Origin of the sequence: Stenotrophomonas rhizophila, from assembly GCF_003751305.1 — a bacterium.
GTDB classification, from domain to species: domain Bacteria; phylum Pseudomonadota; class Gammaproteobacteria; order Xanthomonadales; family Xanthomonadaceae; genus Stenotrophomonas; species Stenotrophomonas rhizophila_B.
Map to the genome: position 1 here is coordinate 45,133 of NZ_RJKV01000003.1, position 23,540 is coordinate 68,672.

Consider the following 23,540-nt stretch of genomic DNA (forward strand, 5'->3'; position numbering starts at 1 on the left):
CCTGCCTTTTTCTTTGTGGGCGCTGGTGAAGCCGCGCTGCCGGGCAGCGCGCGTGATGCCCCCTGTACTCAGGACTTCGCGGCGGCGACCTTGGCCGCGTGATCCTGTGCCTGCTGCATGACGCGCAGCAGGTTGCCGCCCCAGATACCGGCGATCTGTTTCTCGCTGTAGCCCTTGCGCAGCAGCCACGCGGTGATCTTCGGCAACTGGCTCACGTCGGGCAGATCCGCCAGGCCACCGCCGCCATCCCAGTCCAACCCGATACCCACGTGTTCGGGGCCGACCACGTTGAGGATGTGCTCGAGGTGGGCGAAGAAATCGTCGAGCGTGGCCTTGCGCAGCGGAATGCGCTGGTCGATTTCCTCCAACCCCTTCTTCAGCGCGACACCCTGCTGGATGCTCATGCCGTCGTAATCGGTGCCCAGCTGCGCCATCAGCGCCGTCTCGGCCGCCTTGCGCGCCTCGCTCTTGGCGGTGTCGATCAGATAACCACCATAGGCGTTGACCTGGATCACGCCACCGGCCTTGGCCAGCTGTTTCAGGCGCGTATCGTCGAGGTTGCGCGGATGGTTGTAGATCGCCTTGGCCGAACTGTGCGAGAGCACGAACGGCACCGGCATGCGCTCGATCAGATCATCGAACACCGCATCGGCAGCATGCGACTGATCGATGACGATGCCCAGCCGCACCGCTTCATCCACCAGCGCTTTGCCGGCCGGACTCAGGCCCTTCCACTCGGCACCCTTGGGATCGGTGGCCGAATCGGCGAACTCGTTGTTGGCGAAGTGCACCGTGCTGAGCAGGCGCAGGCCGGCCAGGTGGTAGTAACTGAGCAGCGTGGGATCGTCGACCAGCGGGCTGGCGTTCTCCATGCTGATGTAGACCACGCGCTTGCCGGCGGCCTTGATGCGCGCGGCATCGGCGGCGGTCAGCGCGAGCTGGAAGGTGTCCGGATGCGCGGCGAGCATCTCGCGGATCTCGGTCAGCCGCAGCAGGCCGGCATCGCGGTCATGCTGGTGCGCTTGTGCGCTGCGGTCGCCCTGATCGGTGTAGATCGCCCAGAAGCCGCCATCCAGCGCGCCTTCGACCATGCGCGGGTAGTCCACCTGCGACAGCGCGTTGTGGTCGTGCCGCTGGGTGATGTCGAAGCCGTCGCGGTGAAAGTTGGCCGGCGTATCCAGATGGCTGTCCAGCGTCAGCAGCCGCTGCTGCAGCGCGGACGCCTTGGCCAGTTCCTGCGGGGTGAACGCGATCGCGTGGGCAGCCAGCGGCGTGCACAACGCCAGCGAAACCAGCAAAGACAGACTGCGCAACGTCATGACGCCTCACCTTGGTTGAGAAGCGTCAGACCATAGCGCCGAGAGGACAACAAACGGTAGTGCCGGCCGCTGGCCGACTCCCCGCGACAATCGGCGACCAGGAGGAGCCGGCCAGCGGCCGGCACTACCCGATGCCGAACGTGGCCGGGATCCTGCGAATCAGTCCACCACGCGGCAGAACACGGCCTTGAGGTAGCGCGATTCCTGCACGTGGGCCATGAACGGGTGGTCCGGACCGGCGCCGGCCACTTTCAGGATCTGGATGGTACGGCCGGCGTAGAACGCGGCACGGCGCAGCATGTCCAGGAACTGATCTTCGGCTACCAGGCCGGTGCACGAGAACGTGGCGAGCAGGCCACCGGGCTTGACCACGCCCAGCGCCAGCTTGTTCATGTCCAGGTACTTCTTCAGCGCGGTGATGACCTGGTCGCGGTCGCGGGTCATCTTGGCCGGATCCAGGATCACCACGTCGTATTTTTCGCCGCGGTTGGATGCATCGCGCAGCCACGGGAAGATGTCGGACTGGATGAACTTCGGGCGCACGTTGTTGAGCTTGGCGTTGCCCTTGGCGATGGCGATCACGTCTTCATCGATATCGATGCCGACCACCTCGGCCGCACCGCGCGCGGCGGCGTACACCGCAAAGCCACCGGTGTTGCAGCACAGGTCCAGCACGGTCTTGCCTTCCACCTGCTGGCTCAGCCACTGGCGGTTCTCACGCTGATCGGCGAAGAAGCCGGTCTTGTGGGCACCGGCCGGGTCGGCGCGGAACTTCACGCCGTACTCGGTGATCACCGAGGCTTCGGTGGTGGTGTTGCCGTGGAAGTCGAAGCTTTCCTGCTTCTGCACGTGCTCGTCGGCGAAGCTGTGGAAACGGCAGCCCGGGAACTGTTCGCGCAGGGCTTCATACACCCACTCGCGGTGGCGGAACATGCCGGCGGCGAAGAATTCGACCACGACCAGGTCGCCGTAGCGGTCCACGACCAGGCCGGACAGACCATCGCCTTCGCTGTGGACCACGCGCCAGGCATCGGAGATCTCGTCCAGCTTGAGCACCTCACGACGCAGCGACACCGCCTGGGCGATCTTGCGCGAGAACCAGCCGGCGTCGACCGGGATGGCCTGATCGGTCTCCAGGATGCGCACGGCAATGCGCGAATGACCGTTGTAGAAGCCACGGCCGATCCACTCCCCGTCCACGCCGACGACGTCGACGATGGCACCGGGTTTGGGACGGACGGCCGGCTTTTCGACCAGTTTCTGGAAGATCCACGGGTGGCTGGAGCGCCAGGCGTTCTTGAGGCGGACAACGGGGGCAGGGGTATTCATATGCGCATTGTAAACGGGAAGCCCGCAGCCCTCGGTACTAGCGGCGAGGCCCACGACGCTTTGGTAGTGACGGCCGCTGGCCGTCAGCGCGGTAAACCCGGCCGCTACCTGGTTGACGGCCAGCAGCCGTCACTACATGGAAACCATTTGACGCCGGCCCCGGCACCCCGCAGAATCGGCCCCAGAAGGGGAGTAGCTCCCAGACGTTGTCGCCGTCAATTCGAGCCCGCAGGCTCCGGTGCAACGGCAGTCCCACCCATCGGGACTGCGAGCGAGACCTTCGCCGTATGGCGAAGCTCTGTCCCTGGATCCCCCCGATCCTCCGTTGCAGATCCTCGCCGTCCGGCTTGAGGCACTCTATTTTTTCCAACGGATAAACCCAATGCAGACGATCGGTAATGTGTGGTTGTGGGGCGGCTTCGGCGCGGTGGTGATCATCGCGCTGCTGGTCGATCTCGTCTTGATGCGACATGGCGGCCCACACAAGGTCACCTTCAAGGAAGCCCTGTGGTGGTCCATCGGCTGGGTCGCCCTCGCCTTGGCCTTCAACGGTGGCCTCTGGTACTACCTGAACGAGACCGCCGGCCAGGTGGTGGCCAACAAGGTCGGCCTGGAGTTCCTGACCGGTTACCTGGTCGAGAAAGCCCTGGCGGTGGACAACATCTTCGTGTTCCTGATGATCATGGGCTACTTCGCGGTACCCGAGGAACAGCGCCAGAAGGTGTTGATCATCGGCATCCTCGGCGCGATCGTGCTGCGTACGATCATGATCTTCGCCGGCAGCGTGCTGCTGACCAAGTTCCACTGGCTGCTCTACGTGTTCGGCGCGTTCCTGCTCTTCACCGGCTGGAAGATGTGGTTCTCGGCCGGCAGCGAGCCGGATCTGGAGACCAACCCCGCCCTGCGCTGGATGCGCAAGCACCTGCGCCTGCTGCCGGACTATGCCGGCAATGCCATGAGCGTCATGCGCGATGGCAAGCGGTGGTTCACGCCGCTGTTCGTGGTGCTGATCCTGATCGCGGTGACCGACGTGATCTTCGCGGTGGACAGCATCCCGGCGATCTTTGCGATCACCACCGACCCGTTCATCGTGCTGACCTCGAACGTGTTCGCGGTGCTGGGCCTGCGCGCGATGTTCTTCCTGCTGGCCGGCATGGCCGATCGCTTCCACCTGTTGCCGTACGGCCTGGCCCTGGTGCTGGCCTTCATCGGCATCAAGATGATGCTGATCGACATCTTCAAGATCCCCACCCCGATCTCGCTGGGTGTGGTGGCGGTGATCATCGCCGCGACCGTGGTGCTGAGCCTGAAGAACCCGCCGAAGGAAGGCGGCCACGCCTGACCGACCGTGCCGCCTGCGGGATTGTCCCGCAGGCGGCACCTCTCTCTCCCACGGCGTTGCCCTTGTGTTCATCCGGGGCGACGCCATCCCTAAAGGTATGAACGCCAACCTGCCCCAGCCCACCGGCACGCCGCCGGTCCCGTCCCGCAACGACCGTGGTGGTGTACTGCGGGCGTTCAACCTGAGCCTGGCCTTCGTGCTGCTGCTGGTCGCGGTGTATACCGCCCAGGGCCACGTCGACTGGCGTCCGTGGGCGGTTGCCCCACTGGACAAGGCCGGCCTGCTCGGCATTCTCGGTGCACCGCTGCTGCACGGCTCGATCCAGCATCTGGGTGCCAATGCGGCAGCCCTGCTGATCCTCGGCACCTTGGCCGGCAGCGTCTATCCCAAGGCCACCGTGCGCGCGCTGCCCCTGTTGTGGGTGGGTTCGGGGCTCGGTGCCTGGCTGCTCGGCGATCTGGGCAGCCGCCATCTGGGCGCCAGTGGCATCACCCACGGCCTGATGTTCCTGGTGTTCGTGCTCGGCCTGCTGCGCCGCGACCGGCCAGCGATCGCCGCCGGGCTGATCGCCTTCCTGTTCTACGGCAGCATGCTGCTGACCATCCTCCCGCACGAGCCGGGCGTGTCCTGGCAATCGCATATGGGCGGTGCCTTCGCCGGCATCATCAGCGCGCTGCTGTTCCGCTTGTCCGACCCGATGGCGCCGCGCAAGCGCTACAGCTGGGAGGATGAGGAAGAGGACGACATCGACACTGCGCGCGACGCCGATCTGGAACCGCCCTCCCCGACCCGCGTGCCGGTGCTGTGGCAACCGCGCGAGGGCCGCGACTTCGTGGTGCTGCCGTTCCGGCGGCGCGATGAAGGGTCATCGCTGGACTGACCGGCAGCGCCATCTGATGGCATGCCACGGTAAAGCCACGCCATGCGTGGCTCTACCGTGCGCCGGATATTCCGATAGCGCGCCCACCGAGCAAGCGCAGCCACGCATGGCGTGGCTCTACACGCTCAGGGGTTCGCTGCGGTCGTCCCATCCCCATCCACCGCACGCCGGCCCAGCGCCGGGTCATCGGTGAAGAACGCATCGATGCCGGTGGCCAGGTAGGCGCGCATCTCGGCGACCGAACCTTCGGCATTGCGGGCATTCGGCTCGCCGCTGCGGAACTCCGCAGCCTGGAAGTAGTTCTCCGGCCGGAACGTATACGGCACCACCATCAACCCGGCCGCATGCGCATCACGCACCAGCGAGGTCGGGGTGCCCAGCTTCCCCTGCGCATCCAGTGGAATGACCATGCGCAGGCTCGGGCCGATGCCGTCGGCGTAGGTCGCGACCTCGCGCAGTCCCACCGGTGTAATCAGGTCGGCATAGCGCTGGCTGCCCTTGGCGGCCAGCACGTCACCGGGCTGCTGCTTGGGATCGCCGAGCAACTGCAGGAGGCGGATGTTGCTGTCGCGGCCGAGCTTGCCGCGCAGGTAACGCAGGTTGCCGACCTCGAAGGACTGGATCGTCACCGGTGCCACTCGCGTGTAGGCGTTGCCCTGCAGCGCGGCGACCACCTTGTCTTCCATCGGCAGGCCGATGCGCGTGAAGTAGGTGCCGTGCTTGATCTCCGGCACCAGCCCGATGCCGCGGTTGGCGCGCCCGGCCTGCTGCACCAGGAAGGCGATGATCTCGTCCAGCGTGGCGATGCGGAACTGGCCGTCGAAGGCGGTGCTGCGCAGCTGCGGCAGGCGCTCGCGGGCGTACAGCGTCTTCAGCTCGGCCAGGGTGAAGTCTTCGGTGAACCAGCCTTCGATGCGCTCGCCGTCGATGGTCTTGACGGTCCTGCGGCTGGCGAACTCGGGATGCGCAGCCACATCGGTGGTGCCGCCGATCTCGTTCTCGTGGCGCGATACCAACACGCCGTCCTTGGTCATCACCAGGTCCGGCTCGATGTAGTCGGCGCCATCGGCGATGGCCTGCGCATACGCGGCGAGCGTGTGCTCGGGCAGCAGCGCACTGGCGCCGCGGTGGCCGTAGACGGCGGCCTTGACCGGCGTGGAGGAAGACGATTCAGCGCTCATGGCCACCGATGGTGCCACGGCCAGCGACACCAGCAACACACATCCCCACAACTGCTTGGACACTGCAAATCCCTGTCGATAAAGAACCCGGTCAGTCTGCTGCAAGGCTGTGACAGCGCGAAGAAAGGCCGCGCACCTACTTCCCGATACAGAAGCTCGAGAAAATCCGCCCCAACAGGTCGTCGGCGCTCATCCGTCCGGTAATTTCGCCCAGCGCCTCATGGGCCAGGCGCAGTTCCTCCGCCGCCAACTCCAGGTGCTCGTGGACCAGCTCCGATTCGGCGCGCTCGGCATGGCCGATGGCCTGGCCGATCGCCTCGACGTGGCGGGCCCGCGCGGAGAACTCACCGTCCACGCTGTCGCCGGCACTGCCGCTGGCCAGCGCGCGCAGGCGTGCGTGCAGCTGATCCAGGCCGAGGCCGGTCGCGGCCGAGACATGCACCACGTCCGCTGGGTCGTCGATCGGCATCGCGTCCAGCAGGTCACTCTTGTTGTGGATCCACAGCTGCTGCGGCACGTCGGCGATGCTGTCGCCCACCGCGTCGCGGCCGGCCTGCGGATCGCGCGCATCGACCACCACGATGGCCAGGTCGGTGCGCTGCATCTCCGCGCGCGCCCGGCGCATGCCTTCCCGCTCGATCGCATCGCCGCCTTCGCGCAAACCGGCGGTGTCGACCAGGGTCAGTTCCAGGCCATCGATGCGGATGGTCTCGCGCAGGGTGTCGCGCGTGGTGCCGGCGATGTCGGTGACGATCGCCCGTTCACTACCGGCCAGCGCATTGAGCAGCGAACTCTTGCCCGCGTTCGGCGGCCCCACCAGGACGGCGTGCAGCCCGTCGCGCAGTTTGCGCCCGCGTTCGGCATCCTCGCGCAGCCGGATCAGCGCCTGCAGCGCGGTGACCAGGCCACTGCGGACCTGCGCGCCGCCGAGGGTATCGAGTGGTTCGTCGGCGAAATCGATCGCCGCTTCCACGTGGATCCGCAGCAGAACAAGCTGTTCTGCGACCTCGTCCACGCGGCGCGAGAACACGCCGTCCAGGGAGCGGCGTGCCGCGCGCGCTGCGCGGGTATCGCTGGCGGCAATCAGATCGGCAATCGCCTCGGCCTGGGCCAGATCGAGCTTGCCGTTGAGGAAGGCCCGCTCGCTGAACTCACCCGGCCGCGCCTGCCGAGCCCCCAGTGCAATGCAGCGCGCGACCAGTTGCTGGAGCACCACCGGGCTGCCATGCCCCTGCAGTTCCACCACTTCTTCGCCGGTGAAGCTGTTCGGGGCGGGAAACCACAGCGCGATACCGTCATCGATCACCTCGCCGCCCGCATCGCGGAAGCGCTCGTAATGCGCGTGCCGCGGCCGCATCGCGCGCACGCCGATCGCCTCGGCGATGGGCCGCGCCTGGGGGCCGGACAGCCGCAGCATGCCGACGCCGCCCGCGCCGGGCGCGGTGGCGATGGCCACGATGGTGTCGGGGGCATGGGTCATGTCGGGCTCACTGCAGCGTGCGGGGAATCAGGGGGCATTCTACGGACCGCACGGTTGGCCGGGCCGCAGATGCAGGAAACCCGCCTTGCGGCGGGTCTCCTGTGTGGCTTACTTCTTGGCGGTGACGACCGGCAGCGGATCGCTGCCATGACGCTTGGTCATCCACCACTGCTGGAGCAGGCCCAGGCCACCGTTGACGACCCAGTACAGCACCAGACCGGACGGCATGAAGGCCATCATGACGCCGAACACCAGCGGCATCAGCTGCATCATCTTGGCCTGCATCGGGTCCATGCCCGGCGCCGGGGTCAGCTTCTGGGTGGCCCACATCACCGCCACGTTGATCACCGGCAGGATGAAGTACGGGTCACGTGCGGTCAGATCCTGGATCCAGCCCAGCCACGGGGCCTGGCGCAGTTCCACCGATTCCACCAGCACCCAGTACAGCGCGAAGAAGATCGGCATCTGGATGAGGATCGGCAGACAGCCGCCCATCGGGTTGATCTTCTCTTTCTTGTACAGCTCCATCATCGCGGTCTGGAACTTCTGGCGGTCATCGCCATAGCGTTCCTTGAGCTGCGCGATGCGCGGCTGGAAGCGACGCATCTTGGCACCGGACTTGTACTGCACCGCCGAGAGCGGATACAGCACCAGCTTCAACAGCACAACCAGGCCGACGATCGCCCAGCCCCAGTTGTTGACGACCTTGTGGACCTGGTTGAGGACCCAGAACAGGCCCTGGCCGATGATCGCCATCAGCGAGAAGCGGCTGTAGTCGACCACGCGGTCCAGGCCCTTCACGTCTTCCTTGGCGATCAGGTTGACCAGCTTCGGGCCGACCCACAGGCGGGCTTCGGTGCTGACCTGCTGGCCCGGGGCCACGGTGAAGGCCGGGCCACGCGCTTCGATCTGGTCGCGGCCGTTGTTCTGCGCCAGCGAGTACTGCGCGGCCTGGTCGGCCTGCGGAATCCACGCGGTGAAGAAGTGGTGCTGCAGCATCGCCAGCCAGCCGCCGGTGATGGTGCGGTTGAGGTGGCCGTCGTCCAGGTAATCCTTGAACGCGCGACGCTCGTAACCGTCCTGCGGGCTGAACCAGGTCGCGCCGTTGAAGCTGAACGAGTCCGGGTTGGTCATGCTGCGCGAGAGGATGGTCGGGGTGCGGTCCAGGGTGCGGAACACGTAGCCGCTCCACGGGGCGCTGCCGCCGTTGACCACTTCATCCTTCACCGTGATCGCGTACTCGTTGCGACCCAGCGAGTAGGTGCGGCGGATGGTCACGCCGTTCGGGCCGGTCCATTCGAAAGGCACCGTGACCTCGTCCTGGCCCTTGGCCAGCACGAAGTCGTGGTTGTCACCGACCAGCTTGAAGCCGTTGGCGGCCGGCACCGGCATGGTCTTGTCTTCGCTGATCCAGCCACTCACCGCGCGGTACGGGTGGGTCGCCTCTTCGGTCAGCAGGCGGACCGGCGGGCTGCCTTCTTCCTTGGTCTGCGGGAACTGCAGCAGCTCGGCATCCAGCACCGTGCCACCGTCCAGCACCAGACGCAGGACGTCGGTGGTGATGGTCACGCGGGCCGGACCGGCCTCGGTCTGTGCGGCCGGCTGTGCCGCCGGCAGGGAGCCGTCAGCCTGGGGCACGGGCGCACCCGGGATGGACCCGGCAGCCGCACCCGGCACGCTGGCCTGGGTGGTCTGGGTAGCCACGGCCGGGGTCGGCGGCGCGGCTTTATCGCGGCCCCACTCCATCCACAGCAACACGGCCACCATCAGCCAGGCAAAAATCAGGAAAACGCGGGTCTGGTTCATCAGCGTGCAGGCTCGACGGGGCCGGCACGCAATGCCGGCTCGGACTGGGAAAGGGGTGCAACGCCCAGGGGCGGCGGCATTGTGCCGTCCGCGCCCGGCATGGGCAATGCGCCAAGGCGGCGCAGCAGGCGTTCAAAGGCCTGGCGGATATCTGAATTGCTGGCGGTACGGGCGGCACTGCGGGCAACGACGACATAATCGCCGGCACTCATCCACGGCCGTACGTGGCGTGTGGCATCGCGCAACACACGCTTCACTCGGTTGCGACCCACGGCTCGGGGATCGACTTTGCGCGACACCGCAAGACCCAACCTGGCTGGCGTATCGCTCTTCAGCCAGTGCAGGGTCATCAGCGGATCGGACACACGGCGGGCGCCGTTGAAGACCGTTGTATATTCGGCACGCGTACGAACCCGCGCAGAGCGAGGAAATCGCTTGCGCGGGTCGGAACTGCTCACAGTCAGGATTGCGTCTGCCGCGGAAAGCGGCATTGCAATCAAGCGCTCAGGACTTTACGGCCCTTGGCGCGGCGACGCGACAGGATCTTGCGGCCGTCAGCGGTCTTCATACGGGCACGGAAGCCATGGTCGCGCTTACGCTTGAGGTTGCTGGGTTGGAAAGTGCGCTTGGTGGCCATGCGGGCCTCTATATGAAGGGGACGGAAAGAACCGGAAATTCTATAGACCTCATCGAGGTCCCGTCAAGTGTCTGTCACTACGGGAATTCACCGGGCTGTGCAATAGCTGTGGATCGTTTTGTGAATAACTTTGGGACAACCATTCCCGGCCCCCCTCGTCGGTGGTAGTCTGCGCCATCCATTCTTCCCCCCTTCCGGCCTGCGGTGCGGCGCTTTTGTTCGCCTATCCGCTGGCCCCAGACGATTATTGCCGATGGATGCCTGGTCTCGTTCTCTCGAACGCCTCGAAGCGGAGTTTCCGCCCGAGGATGTTCACACCTGGTTGAAGCCGCTGCAGGCAGATCTGCGCGCGGACAGCCTGGTGCTTTATGCGCCAAACGCCTTCATCGTCGACCAGGTGCGCGAGCTGTATCTGCCGCGCATCAAGGAGCTGCTGGCGCATTTCGCCGGTTTCGGCGACGTTTTTCTTGAAATCGGCTCGCGTCCGCGTCCGGTAGAGGCGCAGATCGCGCCGATTCCGGGTCTGTCCGCACCGGCGGCGCCGGCCGAACCCCTGGTGCCGTTCGCCGGCAACATGGATTCGCACTACACCTTCGCCAACTTCGTGGAAGGCCGCAGCAACCAGCTGGGGCTGGCCGCGGCGTTCCAGGCGGCGCAGAAGCCAGGCGACCGGGCCCACAACCCGTTGCTGCTGTACGGCGGGACGGGCCTGGGCAAGACCCACCTGATGTTCGCGGCCGGCAATGCGATGCGTCAGGCCAATCCGGCGGCCAAGGTGCTGTACCTGCGTTCGGAACAGTTCTTCAGCGCGATGATCCGTGCGCTGCAGGAAAAAACCATGGACCAGTTCAAGCGCCAGTTCCAGCAGGTGGACGCGCTGCTGATCGATGACATCCAGTTCTTCGCCGGCAAAGACCGCACCCAGGAAGAGTTCTTCCACACGTTCAACGCCCTGTTCGACGGCAAGCAGCAGATCATCCTGACCTGCGACCGGTACCCGCGCGAAGTCGAGGGCCTGGAAGCACGGCTGAAGTCGCGCCTGGCCTGGGGCCTGTCGGTGGCGATCGAGCCGCCGGACTTCGAGACGCGTGCAGCGATCGTGCTGGCCAAGGCCCGCGAGCGTGGCACCGATATCCCCGACGATGTGGCGTTTCTGATTGCCAAGAAGATGCGCTCCAATGTCCGCGACCTCGAAGGTGCGTTGAATACCCTGGCCGCACGCGCCAACTTCACCGGCCGTGCGATCACCACTGATTTCGCCCAGGAAACCCTGCGCGACCTGCTTCGCGCCCAGCAGCAGGCGATCAGCATTCCCAACATCCAGAAAACCGTGGCCGACTACTACGGGCTGCAGATCAAGGATCTGCTGTCCAAGCGTCGGACCCGGTCGCTGGCCCGTCCCCGTCAGGTCGCCATGGCCCTGACCAAGGAACTGACCGAGCACAGCCTGCCGGAAATCGGCGACGCCTTTGCCGGCCGGGACCACACCACGGTGCTGCATGCCTGCCGGCAGATCCGGACGTTGATGGAAGCGGACGGCAAGTTGCGGGAAGACTGGGACAAGCTGATCCGGAAGTTGAGCGAATGATGCATGTACGCCGCTAAGGCGTCATCGCATAAAACGGTGCAGAATCCGGTAGTAAGCGAGGTATAGGTTGTGGATAAAAAAGCCGGCGGAGTCGACGGTAAAGTTATCCACACCTTTCCCCACCCCTTGGGGGCTAGTAATGCAGAGGGTTTCGCGGTCAAAAACCCTATTGTTTACAAAGGCTTAGTCGTGTTTTCCCGCGATTCTGGCCCTACCAGCACCACCAAGCTTTTGATTTATTCCACATTTTTTTAAAGCATAGGGGCACGGAACCACATGCGTTTCACACTGCAGCGCGAAGCCTTTCTCAAGCCGTTGGCACAAGTCGTCAACGTGGTCGAACGCCGCCAGACCCTGCCGGTTCTGGCTAATTTCCTGGTTCAGGTCCAGAACGGACAGCTGTCGCTGACCGGCACGGACCTGGAAGTGGAAATGGTGTCGCGGATCGCGGTGGAAGATGCCCAGGACGGCGAGACCACCATCCCCGCCCGCAAGCTGTTCGAGATCATCCGCGCCCTGCCCGACGGCAGCCGGATCACCGTCTCGCAGACCGGTGACAAGATCACCGTGCAGGCCGGGCGCAGCCGCTTCACCCTGGCAACGTTGCCGGCCAACGACTTCCCGTCTGTCGACGAAGTCGAAGCCACCGAGCGCGTGGCCATCGGCGAAGCGACCCTGAAGGAACTGATCGAACGCACCGCGTTCGCGATGGCCCAGCAGGACGTGCGCTACTACCTCAACGGCCTGCTGTTCGACCTCCGCGGCGATGCCCTGCGTACCGTGGCGACCGACGGTCACCGCCTGGCGCTGTGCGAAACCGAGCTGGAAAAAGCCAGCGGAGCCAAGCGCCAGATCATCGTGCCGCGCAAGGGCGTGACCGAGCTGCAGCGTCTGCTGGAAAGCGGCGATCGCGAGATCGAGCTGGAAGTCGGTCGCAGCCACGTCCGCGTCAAACGCGACGATGTGACCTTCACCTCCAAGCTGATCGACGGCCGGTTCCCGGATTACGAGGCTGTGATTCCGATCGGTGCCGACCGCGAAGTGAAGGTGGATCGCGAAGCCCTGCGTGCCTCGCTGCAGCGCGCCGCGATCCTGTCCAACGAGAAGTACCGCGGCATTCGCGTGGAAGTCTCGCCGGGCAACCTGAAGATCAGCGCGCACAACCCGGAGCAGGAAGAAGCCCAGGAAGAGATCGAGGCCGATACCACGGTCAGCGATCTGGCGATTGGCTTCAACGTGAACTACCTGCTGGACGCGTTGTCCGCACTGCGCGACGAGCACGTCGTGATCCAGCTGCGCGATTCGAACTCCTCAGCCCTGGTCCGTGAGGCCAGCAGCGAGAAGTCGCGTCACGTGGTGATGCCGCTGCGTCTGTGACCTGAGACGCGCAGGTTCCACGTGGAACCGAGTGGTTCTGAGAAGCCCGGCATTGCCGGGTTTCTTTTTGGGCGAGAGAGCGATGTTCCACGTGGAGCATCTGTTTGGTGGGTTGGAGTTGGATTGTGGTTAAGGATCTTGGCTTGGCGGTGCTGTTCGTCTGGACCTTTGCCGACGCAGCCCAGCTCTCGTGAGCCGAACGTCAAACAGCGAGCCTGGCTTTGGCAATGACCCTCACGAGGTGGTGACCACGTGTGCTACCGGCACTGCGGTTGCTGCGGTGCCGGACGGGTCAGCGAAAGAACCGCGATGGACTGTCCTCGCGCTTGTCGATTCTGCATGCGTCACCCGAGCGAACTGCGCGGATTGCTCGTCCGCTCCGATGCGCTGCGGTACCCGGCTTTTTGACCGCTGGATCACAGCTCTATGCTTTTAAAAACTGTATATAAATCTAAAGCTTGGTGGTGGTGGTAGGGCCAGATTTGGTTGAAAAGTAGGTTAAGTGGCTGGTTTTGAAGAGGAATATAGGCTCGAAACCCCCGGTAAAACAGGGTCTGAGCCTGGGGGTGATCCTGTGGATATCTTTCGAGGCGGTTCAAGAGGGCTTTTTTATCCACAGATTGCCCATAGGCTGTGCATAAGCCATACAGAGGGGATGTGGACAGTCTCGTTTGGGTCTGCGTGCGTCGGTCGGGTTCTACGTTGGATCGATTGGACGCAACCTCCAGATTTCAAAAAAAACAGAGCGCTGGCCCCTCCTCGCTCGCAGTGGAGGGTAAAAAACGGTGTGAAATCGTTGAAATCTGCAGGGTCTCAGTGCTGAGTGCGCTTCAGATTTGAAGAAATTCAGGCCACTCCCACGGGCCCTGCGGCGCGGAGTGGAGGTTTCACGTGGCGGTGTTGGCCTCGGCGCTGACGTTGGCGACCAACATCGGGCTTGTCTTGCCCGATGAGCGTGGCCCCCGCCCAAGATGCACGCATGACAGACCAAGCCGCCATGGCGCAGAACAGCGAGTCGTGACCGACCGACGTCCTCGGCCGTCGGCAACTGGCGAGGGTCTCACCTGACGCGAGAAGCATCCGGCCACGTGAAACCTGGGCAATGCAGTAAGCTGATCGATTCCCCCGACCCGTCTGCCGCCCCGAGCGGCGTTGATCGTCCGCATGCACATCCGCCGTTTGTCCCTGCACCAGGTCCGTCGCTTCGATACCGTCGAACTGGCACCACAACCGGGCATCAACCTGATCACCGGTGACAATGGCGCCGGCAAGACCAGTGTCCTGGAAGCGCTGCACGTCATGGCATACGGGCGCAGTTTCCGCGGCCGTGTACGGGATGGTCTGGTACGCCAAGGCCGGGATGCGCTGGATGTGTTCGTGGAATGGGAAGAGCAGCGCGAAGGTGCCGATATCCCGACCCGCCGCAAGGCCGGGCTTCGCCACAGCGGTCAGGAATGGAAAGGCCGACTGGACGGGGAAGATGTCGCTCAGCTCGGGACGCTTTGCGCTGCACTGGCGGTCGTGACCTTCGAGCCAGGCAGCCATGCACTGGTAAGCGGCGGCGGTGAGCCCCGTCGCCGCTTCCTTGATTGGGGTTTGTTCCACGTGGAACCAGACTTCATGGGTTTGTGGCGGCGGTACTCACGGGCCCTCAAACAGCGCAATGCCCTGCTCAAGCAAGGTGGGCACCCGCACGCGCTGGATGCGTGGGACCGGGAGCTCGCCGAGGCCGGTGAACCGCTGACCGCCCGCCGCCAGCACTATCTGGAACGGCTGCAGGAACGCACTGTGGAACTGGCCGCGGTATTGGCGCCCAATCTGGGCATCCAGTCGCTGAGTTTGAGTCCAGGGTGGCGCAAGCAGGAGGTTTCGCTCTCTGATGCCTTGCTGTTGGCCCGCGAACGTGACCGGCTGGCCGGGTATACCTCAGTTGGCCCGCACCGGGCGGACTGGAGCGTCGGATTTCAGACCATTCCAGGCCGGGATGCACTCTCGCGGGGCCAAGCCAAGCTGACCGCCCTTACCTGCCTGCTGGCGCAGGCCGAGGACTATGCCGAGCAGCGTGGCGAATGGCCGGTGATCGCGCTGGACGATCTGTCGTCAGAGTTGGACCGTCACCACCAGGCGCGGGTGCTGGAACGGCTGAAGGCCGGCCCGGCGCAGATATTCATCACCGCTACCGAGGTGCCGGCCGCGCTTGTTGACGCGACAGATATCACCCGGTTCCACGTGGAACATGGACAGGTCCTGCGTGTGCCATAGTGGTCCCCCAGGGGCCACGGTGCCCGGCTGGTATAATTGCTGTTGCAACCCCTTATTTCTCGGCGCCCCGCCTCACCGCGGCGGCCCGACCTGCGGAGCCTACGGCAAGCGCAATGACTGAAGAACAGAACATCCCCGCAAACAGCGGCAACTACGACGCCAACAGCATCACCGCCCTGGAAGGCCTCGAGGCTGTCCGCAAGCGTCCTGGTATGTACATCGGCGACGTCCATGACGGCACCGGTCTGCACCATATGGTGTTCGAGGTCGTCGACAACTCCATCGACGAAGCCTTGGCCGGCCACGCCGACAATGTCTCGGTCATGATCCACGCCGATGGCTCGGTGTCGGTCTCGGACAACGGTCGCGGCATCCCGACCGGCAAGCACGAGCAGATGAGCAAGAAGCTCGACCGCGAAGTGTCCGCGGCCGAGGTCGTGATGACGGTCCTGCATGCCGGTGGCAAGTTCGACGACAACAGCTACAAGGTCTCCGGCGGTCTGCACGGTGTGGGTGTCAGCGTGGTCAATGCGCTGTCGCAGAAGCTGGTCCTGGATATCTACCAGGGCGGCTTCCACTACCAGCAGGAATTCGCTGATGGTGCCGCGGTCAACTCGCTGAAGCAGGTCGAAGCCAGCACCAAGCGCGGCACCACGCTGCGCTTCTGGCCGTCGGTGAAGGCCTTCCACGACAACGTGGAATTCCACTACGACATCCTGGCCCGCCGCCTGCGCGAACTGTCCTTCCTCAACTCCGGCGTCAAGATCGTGCTGGTCGACGAGCGCGGCGATGGCCGCCGCGATGACTTCCACTACGAAGGCGGGATCCGCAGTTTCGTGGAGCATCTGGCACAGCTGAAGACGCCGCTGCACCCGAACGTGATCTCGGTGACCGGCGAGTCCAATGGCATCGTGGTGGACGTGGCGCTGCAGTGGACCGATTCCTATCAGGAAACGATGTACTGCTTCACCAACAACATTCCGCAGAAGGACGGCGGCACCCACCTGGCCGGCTTCCGCGGCGCGCTGACCCGTGTGCTCAACAACTACATCGAGCAGAACGGCATCGCCAAGCAGGCCAAGATCAACCTGACCGGCGATGACATGCGCGAAGGCATGATCGCGGTGCTGTCTGTGAAGGTGCCGGACCCCAGCTTCTCCAGCCAGACCAAGGAAAAGCTGGTCAGTTCGGATGTGCGCCCGGCGGTGGAAAGTGCCTTCGGCCAGCGCCTGGAAGAATTCCTGCAGGAAAACCCGAACGAAGCCAAGGCGATCGCCGGCAAGATCGTGGACGCGGCGCGTGCACGTGAAGCGGCGCGCAAGGCGCGCGATCTGACCCGCCGCAAGGGCGCGCTGGATATCGCCGGCCTGCCGGGCAAGTTGGCGGACTGCCAGGAAAAGGATCCGGCGCTGTCCGAGCTGTTCATCGTCGAGGGTGACTCGGCAGGTGGCTCGGCCAAGCAGGGCCGCAACCGCAAGAACCAGGCGGTGCTTCCGCTGCGCGGCAAGATCCTCAACGTGGAACGTGCCCGCTTCGACCGTATGCTCGCCTCCGATCAGGTCGGTACGCTGATCACCGCGCTCGGCACCGGCATCGGCCGGGACGAGTACAACCCGGACAAGCTGCGCTACCACCGCATCATCATCATGACCGATGCCGACGTCGACGGCGCGCACATCCGTACGCTGCTGTTGACCTTCTTCTACCGTCAGATGCCCGAGCTGATCGAGCGCGGCCACATCTACATCGGCCTGCCGCCGCTGTACAAGATCAAGCAGGGCAAGCAGGAGCTGTACCTGAAGGATGATCCGGCGCTGGACGCGTACCTGGCCAGCAGTGCGGTGGAGAACGCTTCGTTGATCCCGGCCGAAAGCGAGCCGGGCATCGAAGGCGTAGCGCTGGAGAAGCTGTTGCTCTCCTATGCTTCGGCGCAGGAAACCATTGCGCGCAACGGCCATCGCTATGATCGCCAGGTGCTCGAAGCACTGATCGATTTCACCCCGATGGATCTGGAGCACCTGCGCAAGGCCGGCGCCAACGAAGGCCTCGCCGCACTGGCGACCCGCCTCAACCAGGGCAGCCTGGGTTCGCCGCGCTACACGCTGGAACTGCAGGAACCCACCGACGAGCGTCCCGCCGCTGTGCTGGTCACGCGCCGCCATATGGGCGAACAGCTGATCCAGGTGCTGCCGCTGGGTGCGTTTGAAACCGGTGAACTGCGTGCCCTGCACCAGTCTTCCCTCCTGCTGCACGGCCTGGTCCGTGCCGGTGCGAAGATCAGCCGTGGTGCCAAGTCGGCCGAGATCGGCAGCTTCGCCGAGGCGCGCAACTGGTTGCTGGATGAGGCCAAGAAGGGCCGCCAGATCCAGCGATTCAAGGGTCTGGGTGAAATGAATCCCGAGCAGTTGTGGGACACCACCGTCAATCCCGACACCCGTCGCCTGCTCCAGGTGCGGATCGAGGATGCCGTGGCCGCCGATCAGATCTTCAGCACGCTGATGGGCGATGTGGTCGAACCGCGCCGCGACTTCATCGAAGACAATGCGCTGAAGGTCGCCAACCTGGATATCTGACACAATCGGGGAAGGGCCGGCCCGGATGCGACCTGCATCCGGCCGGCCATCGCTCCCCGATGCCAGGAATCCGATGTCCGCTACCACCCCGGCGTCCATGACGCCTCCGCTGCCCCCCGCCGTTCCGTCGTCACCGCGTAAGCCGGGCTCCCCGCTCGCGGGATTCTTCATCGATCTGGGCATCGGCATCGCAGTCCTGCTGTCACTGAGTCTGATCGGTGGCCTGGTCTGGGGGCTGTATCGCGGCGCGATCATCGGGTACCAGGCGGCTCGCGACGGCGCCGATGCCTCCGCCGTAGCCGGTCTTACCCAGCAGCTGGGCCAACCCGGTGCCCTCGCCCAGATCCTGATGGCGCTGAGCGCTACCGGCGGCGCTGCACTGGTGCTGTACTTCTTCCGCCGCCGGGCCACGCCCGCCGAACGTGCGTTGTCCTTCCAGGCCGCAGGCCGCCCCTCGACCTGGGGCTGGACGTTGTTGGTCGCCACCGGTGTGATCATCGGCAGCAACCTGATCGCGTGGCTGGCCAAGCAGGCGGGCATCGAACCGGTGCCGACCAACCTGGCGCTGATGGAACAGGCGATGACGCGCTTCCCATGGTTTCTCGCGCTGTTCGCTGTGGTGCTCGCCCCTGCATACGAAGAGCTGTTGTTCCGCCGCGTGCTGTTCGGCCGCCTCTGGCAGGCCGGTCGCCCCGTGCTGGGCATCGTGCTGAGCAGCCTGGCCTTTGCGCTGGTCCATGAAATCCCCGGCACCAGCGCCAACGGCCCATGGGAAATCGCCCAGTTGTGGCTGGTCTACGGCGGCATGGGCGCCGCCTTTGCCTGGCTCTACCAACGCACCGGCACCCTGTGGGCGCCGATCGCCGCGCATGCACTGAACAACGGCATCGCCCTGGCAGCACTGATGTTTCTCGGCGTGCAATGATCGATCACGCGGCTTGACGAAAATTTACGTCGCCACGTTCCACACTGCCTACATGAACACGGGGGAGCGCAGATGAAACCAGTGCTGTTGGGAATTGCCATTGCCATGCTGGTGAGCGCGTGCGCCACCACCACCTCGCCAACCGGCCGTCGTCAGATGGTCGGCGGTGTCTCGCAGGCCGAGCTGGATCAGCTGGGTGCGCAGGCGTTCACTGAAACCAAATCCAAAGGCACGCTCAGCACCGATCCGAAGCAGACCGCCTACGTTCAGTGCGTGGTGAATGCGCTGGTCGCCCAGCTGCCTGCTCAGTACCGTGGCGTACGGTGGGAAACGGCGTTGATGGTCGACAAGGAGCCCAACGCGTTCGCCCTGCCCGGCGGCAAGGTCGGGGTCAATACGGGCATCTTCACCGTCGCCAAAAACCAGGATCAGCTGGCTGCCGTGATCGGCCATGAAATCGGCCACGTCATCTCGCGGCACCACGAAGAACGCCTCACCCGTCAGATGGGCGCGCAGACCGGCCTGTCGGTTCTGGGTGCGCTGGCGGGCGCCGCGTACGGTGAGGGCGCGGCCAGTACTGTCAGCCAGCTCGGTGGCGCTGGCGCCCAGGCCGCCTTCCTCCTGCCCGGCTCGCGGACCCAGGAAAGCGAGGCGGATATCGTCGGTCAGCGGTTGATGGCCGAGGCCGGCTTCAACCCCGCCCAGGCGGTGGATCTGTGGCAGAACATGATGGCCGCCAGCGGCGGGCGCTCGCCCCAATGGCTGTCCACCCACCCTGACCCCGCCAATCGCATCCGTGAATTGCAGCGAGACGCGCCGTCCTTGAGTGGTGTATACCAACAAGCCCAGGCGGCCGGGCGCAGGCCAAAGTGCGGTTGATGCGTCCGGATACGACCAAAAGATGCTGTATTGCAGCATCGGAAACGATTTCTCACGCCATCAGTTTCTGATACGTTTGGCGGCTCAGATTTTTCTGACAGTCCGTTTTGATGCCGCCGCGGCGGTTCGATCGAGGTGAAAGATGATTTTCAGCAACCACAAGCAAGCCGTCCTTTCCGTCCTCATCGCGACCGCTATCGGTGGCGCCATGGTCACCGATGCGTTCGCCCAGTCCCGCTCGTCCGAGCGTGGCAACCGCGGTGGCAAGCAGGCGAAGGCCGAAGTGCTCTACCCGAACGCGACCCGTCAGGAGCCGGAGCAGAAGTCGTCGGCCAAACTCGGCCCGAAGCTGCAGAAGCTGATTGACAGCTACAACGAGCAGAAGTTCCCGGAGACGCGCGCGCAGGCTGAAGAGATCCTGGCCAATCCCGCCGCCAACACCTACGAGAAGTCGCTGGCCGCCCAGCTCGCCTCGCAGGCCGCCTACCAGCTCGACGACGTCGCCGCTGCCAAGAAGTACCTTGAGCAGGTGTTGCAGCTCGGTGGCCTGGACAACAACGGCCACTACCAGTCGATGCTGATGCTGGGCCAGCTGCAGCTGCAGGAAGACCAGATCAACGAAGGCCTGGCGACGCTGGACAAGTACTTCGCCGAAACCAAGTCCACCAAGCCGGAAGAGCTCGTGGCCAAGGGTCAGGCGCTGTACCAGGCCGAGCGCTACGCCGAGGCGATCCCGGTGCTGCAGCAGGCCATCGCCGGCGCCACCGAGCCGAAGGACAGCTGGAACCAGCTGCTGATGGCCGCCATGGCCGAATCGGGCCAGACCGGTGAAGCAGTCAAGCAGGCCGAGGCGCTCGCCGCCAAGAACCCGAACGACAAGAAGGCCCAGCTGAACCTGGCCAGCATGTACATGCAGGCCGACCAGATGGACCAGGCGGGCGCGATCATGGGCAAGCTCTACAGCGCCGGCCAGCTGACCGACGAGCGCGAGTACAAGCAGCTCTACTCGATCTACGCCAACAGCGAGAACAAAGAAAAGGACGTCATTGCCGTTATCAATGATGGCTTGCAGAAAAACATCCTTAAGCCTGATTATCAGGTGTACCTGGCGCTGGCTCAGGCGTACTACTACTCTGAGCCGCAGCAGGCGGACAAGGCGATCGAAGCGTGGCAGAAGGCTGCCCCGCTTTCCAAGGACGGCGAGACCTACCTGAATCTGGCACGCGTGCTGCATTCGGAAGGTCGCATTCCGGAGGCCAAGCAGGCCGCCCAGCAAGCGCTGGCGAAGGGTGTGAAGAACCAGGCGGATGCCAAGAAAATCATCAACCTGAAGTAAGTAGGAATAACGCCTGAATGCCTGCACAAGTGATGCGCAGGCGCTCAGGATTGGTATAAGCTTGGAGGTTCCTGCGGTGTCATGCACCGCTGATCATGGGCTACCTGTCCCCGGGTACCCGGCCCCACTAATGAGCTCTTGGCGCATGACGGAACAACTAGTCGTTCACAGGTACGAACAACGCGATGACACCGGCCTCTCCTGGCCGCGTATCGTGGGTATCGCTTTTGTAATCGCACTGCATCTCGCCGCCTTCATGATGCTTCTGATCCCGGCCGTGGCTCCCAAGGCCGCTGCGGAGAAAGAACGCAACATCATGGTGACCCTGGTCGACGCTCCGCCGCCGCCCCCACCGCCGCCGCCGCCGCCGCCGCCGGATGACACCCCGCCGCCGCCGGTGAAAAACCTGTCGCCGCCGAAGCCGTCCCCGGTTCCGCCGCCGCCGCAGGCCCCTGTGGTCGATATCCCGGACCCGCGTCCGACCGACATCGTCACGCCGCCTTCGCCGCCGTCGCCGCCGCAGCCGCCGAGCACCATTGAGGCAAGCGTCGACATCTCGTCGAAGAACATGAACCCCCCGCGTTACCCGCCGGCCGCGTTCCGTGCTGGTATCCAGGGTGAAGTCATCCTGATCATTGACGTCGATGCCAATGGCAACGTCACCAATGTGTCGGTCGAGAAGTCCAGCCGTAACCGTGACCTCGATCGCGCCGCCATGGACGCAGCTCGCAAGTGGAGCTTCCGTTCCGCGGAATCGGGCGGGAAGAAGGTCGCAGGTCGCGTTCGCGTCCCGGTCAACTTTGCGCTGAACTGATAGTGGCCGGTGGCCCGCCGGCCACCGCCCCTAGCGGTTATTTCTAGCAATACCCTTTATCACCACACACAACAAAGGTAAGCGTCATGCTGCAGGAACTTTTCATCGCCGCTGCTGCCGGGGGCAACTCCAACGCCCTGTCGCAGATGGGCTTCGAGCACCTGATCCACGAGATGACCACCCAGCCGGGTGACTTCGCCGTCTCCTGGGTCGTGCTGCTGACCCTGATCATCATGTCGGCCATGTCCTGGTACTGGACCGTCATCAACATCTTCCGCGCCACCCGCCTGAAGGCAGCTGCCGACAAGGTCGTGAGCCTGTTCTGGGATACCCCGAACGCTCAGGACGCCATCCGTGCGATGGAAGAACAGCCGGCTTCGGAGCCCTTCTCCAAGATCGCTCTGGACGCTGCACAGGCTGCTGCGCACCACCAGCGTTCGGAAGGCGGCACCTCGGGTGGCCTGGGTGAGAACCTGAGCCGTTCGGAGTTCGTCGATCGCGCCCTGCGTCAGGCCGTGACCCGCGAAAGCAACAACCTGCAGTCGGGCATGACCCTGCTGGCCACCGTCGGCGCAACCGCTCCGTTCGTGGGTCTGCTGGGTACCGTGTGGGGCATCTACGGCGCGCTGATCAAGATCGGTGCCACCGGTTCCGCCTCGATCGACGCCGTTGCCGGCCCGGTGGGTGAAGCACTGATCATGACCGCCATCGGTCTGTTCGTGGCTATCCCGGCCGTGTTCGCCTTCAACTTCTTCAGCAAGATCAACAGCGCCACGATCAGCAAGTTCGATACGTTCGCTCACGACCTGCACGACTTCTTCGCCACCGGTTCGCGCGTTCGCTAATAGCGACGCGCGTCACCCAGCGAGAACGTAGTCAACACGATCTAGACGGAGCCCGTTATGGCTTTCAGTAGTGGTAACAGCGGCGGCCCCATGGCCGACATCAACGTTACGCCCCTCGTGGACGTGATGCTGGTGCTGCTGATCATCTTCATCATCACGGCGCCCCTGATGTCCCACAAGGTCAAGGTGGATCTGCCTGAGGCCAACCTGGTGCAGAATCCGGAAGACGCTGAAAAGCGGGCGAGCCCGATCACCTTGGCAGTCAAGGAAGACGGCTCGATCTACTGGAACGACGAGGAAATCGACAAGCAGACTCTCGAGTCGCGCTTGGCGACCGCCGCCCAGCAGACCCCGCAGCCGCCCCTCAACCTGCGTGGTGATCGCACCACCAAGATGCGCGTCATCAATGAGATGACGAAGGTCGCGCAGGAACAGGGCATGCTCGACGTGGGCTTCGTCGCCACCAAAGTAAAGGGGCAGTAAGCCATGGCGTTCAGTACTGGTGGTAACAAAGGCCCCATGGCCGACATCAACGTCACGCCCCTGGTGGACGTGATGCTGGTGCTGCTGATCATCTTCATCGTCACCGCGCCGATCATGACGTACCCGATCGCCGTTGACCTGCCGCAGCGCGTGCTCAACCCACCGCCGGTGACGGTCGAACCGCCGCCGCCGATCGAGCTGAAGGTGGACGCCAGCAACCAGGTGTCGTGGAACAACAGCCCGGTGGCTGTGGGCGAACTGCAGCAGCGTATGGAACAGGAAGTGCAGCGCGATCCGACCAACCAGCCGGAACTGCGCATCGATGCCAGCCCGGACTCCGAGTACGACGTGATGGCCAAGGTGTTGGCTGCCGCGAAGAATGCTCAGATGAAGAAGATCGGCTTCGTACAGCAGTAATACGCAAGACGCAGTCATGACGCGACTGGAAAACGCCCCTGGAAACAGGGGCGTTTTTTTTGGTACC

General features: G+C 64.3%; 20 protein-coding genes. 13 read left to right on the forward strand and 7 right to left on the reverse strand.

Going from position 1 to position 23,540, the window contains the following annotated elements; translation table 11 throughout:
• Positions 1-68: 68 nt before the first annotated feature.
• Together EDF74_RS15345 and EDF74_RS15350 are read right to left on the reverse strand one after the other, a co-directional pair.
• Positions 69-1,319 carry a dipeptidase gene (locus EDF74_RS15345; RefSeq protein WP_123730939.1) on the reverse strand — a complete coding sequence of 417 codons (1,251 nt, stop codon included), beginning with the start codon at positions 1,317-1,319 and terminating at the stop codon, positions 69-71.
• Positions 1,320-1,478: 159 nt separating this feature from the next.
• The gene (locus tag EDF74_RS15350) at positions 1,479-2,648 is read right to left on the reverse strand and encodes a class I SAM-dependent rRNA methyltransferase (RefSeq protein WP_123730940.1); all 1,170 of its coding nucleotides are present in this window, start codon (positions 2,646-2,648) and stop codon (positions 1,479-1,481) included.
• 382 nt (positions 2,649-3,030) lie between these two features.
• On the opposite strand from EDF74_RS15350, the gene EDF74_RS15355 reads away from it, so the two are divergent.
• Positions 3,031-3,990 (forward strand): TerC family protein, encoded by a 960-nt coding sequence (locus EDF74_RS15355; protein WP_123730941.1) that lies wholly within the window; start codon positions 3,031-3,033, stop codon positions 3,988-3,990.
• A 97-nt stretch (positions 3,991-4,087) separates the two neighbouring features.
• The gene (locus EDF74_RS15360; RefSeq protein ID WP_123730942.1) at positions 4,088-4,870 is read left to right on the forward strand and encodes a rhomboid family intramembrane serine protease; all 783 of its coding nucleotides are present in this window, start codon (positions 4,088-4,090) and stop codon (positions 4,868-4,870) included.
• 125 nt (positions 4,871-4,995) lie between these two features.
• Here EDF74_RS15360 and EDF74_RS15365 read toward each other — a convergent pair whose 3' ends face one another.
• From EDF74_RS15365 to rpmH, 5 genes are all read right to left on the reverse strand, one after another.
• Complete coding sequence (locus EDF74_RS15365; RefSeq protein WP_123731193.1) at positions 4,996-6,051, reverse strand: glycerophosphodiester phosphodiesterase; 1,056 nt, start codon at positions 6,049-6,051, stop codon at positions 4,996-4,998.
• Between the two features lie 136 nt (positions 6,052-6,187).
• Entirely contained in the window at positions 6,188-7,531 is a 1,344-nt protein-coding gene (mnmE, locus tag EDF74_RS15370; RefSeq protein WP_123730943.1) for a tRNA uridine-5-carboxymethylaminomethyl(34) synthesis GTPase MnmE, read from the reverse strand.
• A gap of 108 nt (positions 7,532-7,639) precedes the next feature.
• Positions 7,640-9,337: a membrane protein insertase YidC gene (yidC, locus tag EDF74_RS15375; RefSeq protein WP_088435262.1), complete on the reverse strand. Its 1,698-nt coding sequence runs from the start codon at positions 9,335-9,337 to the stop codon at positions 7,640-7,642.
• Entirely contained in the window at positions 9,337-9,828 is a 492-nt protein-coding gene (gene rnpA / locus EDF74_RS15380; RefSeq protein WP_121043725.1) for a ribonuclease P protein component, read from the reverse strand. The genes yidC and rnpA overlap by 1 nt, the downstream gene beginning before the upstream one ends.
• Positions 9,829-9,833: 5 nt before the next feature.
• Positions 9,834-9,974, reverse strand: a complete 141-nt coding sequence (gene rpmH, locus EDF74_RS15385) for a 50S ribosomal protein L34 (protein ID WP_006404565.1) — start codon at positions 9,972-9,974, stop codon at positions 9,834-9,836.
• Positions 9,975-10,227: 253 nt separating this feature from the next.
• On the opposite strand from rpmH, the gene dnaA reads away from it, so the two are divergent.
• The 11 genes from dnaA to EDF74_RS15440 all read left to right on the forward strand — a co-directional run bounded on the left by dnaA (position 10,228) and on the right by EDF74_RS15440 (position 23,473).
• On the forward strand, positions 10,228-11,562 hold the full coding sequence (gene dnaA, locus EDF74_RS15390) for a chromosomal replication initiator protein DnaA (protein ID WP_046272260.1): 1,335 nt from the start codon (positions 10,228-10,230) through the stop codon (positions 11,560-11,562).
• Between the two features lie 276 nt (positions 11,563-11,838).
• Positions 11,839-12,939: a DNA polymerase III subunit beta gene (dnaN, locus tag EDF74_RS15395; protein ID WP_019184048.1), complete on the forward strand. Its 1,101-nt coding sequence runs from the start codon at positions 11,839-11,841 to the stop codon at positions 12,937-12,939.
• A 1,164-nt stretch (positions 12,940-14,103) separates the two neighbouring features.
• Positions 14,104-15,201: a DNA replication/repair protein RecF gene (gene recF / locus EDF74_RS15400; RefSeq protein ID WP_123730944.1), complete on the forward strand. Its 1,098-nt coding sequence runs from the start codon at positions 14,104-14,106 to the stop codon at positions 15,199-15,201.
• Between the two features lie 113 nt (positions 15,202-15,314).
• Positions 15,315-17,774 carry a DNA topoisomerase (ATP-hydrolyzing) subunit B gene (gene gyrB, locus EDF74_RS15405; protein WP_123730945.1) on the forward strand — a complete coding sequence of 820 codons (2,460 nt, stop codon included), beginning with the start codon at positions 15,315-15,317 and terminating at the stop codon, positions 17,772-17,774.
• 73 nt (positions 17,775-17,847) lie between these two features.
• Positions 17,848-18,699, forward strand: a complete 852-nt coding sequence (locus EDF74_RS15410; protein ID WP_123730946.1) for a CPBP family intramembrane glutamic endopeptidase — start codon at positions 17,848-17,850, stop codon at positions 18,697-18,699.
• A 72-nt stretch (positions 18,700-18,771) separates the two neighbouring features.
• Entirely contained in the window at positions 18,772-19,578 is an 807-nt protein-coding gene (locus EDF74_RS15415) for a M48 family metallopeptidase (protein WP_123730947.1), read from the forward strand.
• A gap of 142 nt (positions 19,579-19,720) precedes the next feature.
• The gene (locus EDF74_RS15420) at positions 19,721-20,914 is read left to right on the forward strand and encodes a tetratricopeptide repeat protein (RefSeq protein WP_123730948.1); all 1,194 of its coding nucleotides are present in this window, start codon (positions 19,721-19,723) and stop codon (positions 20,912-20,914) included.
• A 145-nt stretch (positions 20,915-21,059) separates the two neighbouring features.
• The gene (locus EDF74_RS15425; RefSeq protein ID WP_123730949.1) at positions 21,060-21,728 is read left to right on the forward strand and encodes an energy transducer TonB; all 669 of its coding nucleotides are present in this window, start codon (positions 21,060-21,062) and stop codon (positions 21,726-21,728) included.
• Between the two features lie 86 nt (positions 21,729-21,814).
• Positions 21,815-22,573, forward strand: a complete 759-nt coding sequence (exbB, locus tag EDF74_RS15430) for a TonB-system energizer ExbB (RefSeq protein WP_019184055.1) — start codon at positions 21,815-21,817, stop codon at positions 22,571-22,573.
• 57 nt (positions 22,574-22,630) lie between these two features.
• Entirely contained in the window at positions 22,631-23,056 is a 426-nt protein-coding gene (locus EDF74_RS15435; RefSeq protein ID WP_046272259.1) for an ExbD/TolR family protein, read from the forward strand.
• A 3-nt stretch (positions 23,057-23,059) separates the two neighbouring features.
• Positions 23,060-23,473, forward strand: a complete 414-nt coding sequence (locus EDF74_RS15440) for an ExbD/TolR family protein (RefSeq protein ID WP_046272258.1) — start codon at positions 23,060-23,062, stop codon at positions 23,471-23,473.
• The last annotated feature ends 67 nt before the right edge of the window (positions 23,474-23,540 follow it).

Coding starts and splice junctions, on each gene's coding strand:
- EDF74_RS15350 (WP_123730940.1), bottom strand. CDS start 2,648: ATGAATACCCCTGCCCCCGTTGTCCGCCTCAAGAACGCCTGGCGCTCC.
- EDF74_RS15345 (WP_123730939.1), bottom strand. CDS start 1,319: ATGACGTTGCGCAGTCTGTCTTTGCTGGTTTCGCTGGCGTTGTGCACG.
- EDF74_RS15360 (WP_123730942.1), top strand. CDS start 4,088: ATGAACGCCAACCTGCCCCAGCCCACCGGCACGCCGCCGGTCCCGTCC.
- EDF74_RS15365 (WP_123731193.1), bottom strand. CDS start 6,051: ATGAGCGCTGAATCGTCTTCCTCCACGCCGGTCAAGGCCGCCGTCTAC.
- dnaA (WP_046272260.1), top strand. CDS start 10,228: ATGGATGCCTGGTCTCGTTCTCTCGAACGCCTCGAAGCGGAGTTTCCG.
- EDF74_RS15435 (WP_046272259.1), top strand. CDS start 22,631: ATGGCTTTCAGTAGTGGTAACAGCGGCGGCCCCATGGCCGACATCAAC.
- EDF74_RS15420 (WP_123730948.1), top strand. CDS start 19,721: ATGATTTTCAGCAACCACAAGCAAGCCGTCCTTTCCGTCCTCATCGCG.
- rnpA (WP_121043725.1), bottom strand. CDS start 9,828: ATGCCGCTTTCCGCGGCAGACGCAATCCTGACTGTGAGCAGTTCCGAC.
- EDF74_RS15440 (WP_046272258.1), top strand. CDS start 23,060: ATGGCGTTCAGTACTGGTGGTAACAAAGGCCCCATGGCCGACATCAAC.
- dnaN (WP_019184048.1), top strand. CDS start 11,839: ATGCGTTTCACACTGCAGCGCGAAGCCTTTCTCAAGCCGTTGGCACAA.
- EDF74_RS15415 (WP_123730947.1), top strand. CDS start 18,772: ATGAAACCAGTGCTGTTGGGAATTGCCATTGCCATGCTGGTGAGCGCG.
- EDF74_RS15355 (WP_123730941.1), top strand. CDS start 3,031: ATGCAGACGATCGGTAATGTGTGGTTGTGGGGCGGCTTCGGCGCGGTG.
- mnmE (WP_123730943.1), bottom strand. CDS start 7,531: ATGACCCATGCCCCCGACACCATCGTGGCCATCGCCACCGCGCCCGGC.
- recF (WP_123730944.1), top strand. CDS start 14,104: ATGCACATCCGCCGTTTGTCCCTGCACCAGGTCCGTCGCTTCGATACC.
- yidC (WP_088435262.1), bottom strand. CDS start 9,337: ATGAACCAGACCCGCGTTTTCCTGATTTTTGCCTGGCTGATGGTGGCC.
- exbB (WP_019184055.1), top strand. CDS start 21,815: ATGCTGCAGGAACTTTTCATCGCCGCTGCTGCCGGGGGCAACTCCAAC.
- gyrB (WP_123730945.1), top strand. CDS start 15,315: ATGACTGAAGAACAGAACATCCCCGCAAACAGCGGCAACTACGACGCC.
- EDF74_RS15410 (WP_123730946.1), top strand. CDS start 17,848: ATGTCCGCTACCACCCCGGCGTCCATGACGCCTCCGCTGCCCCCCGCC.
- EDF74_RS15425 (WP_123730949.1), top strand. CDS start 21,060: ATGACGGAACAACTAGTCGTTCACAGGTACGAACAACGCGATGACACC.
- rpmH (WP_006404565.1), bottom strand. CDS start 9,974: ATGGCCACCAAGCGCACTTTCCAACCCAGCAACCTCAAGCGTAAGCGC.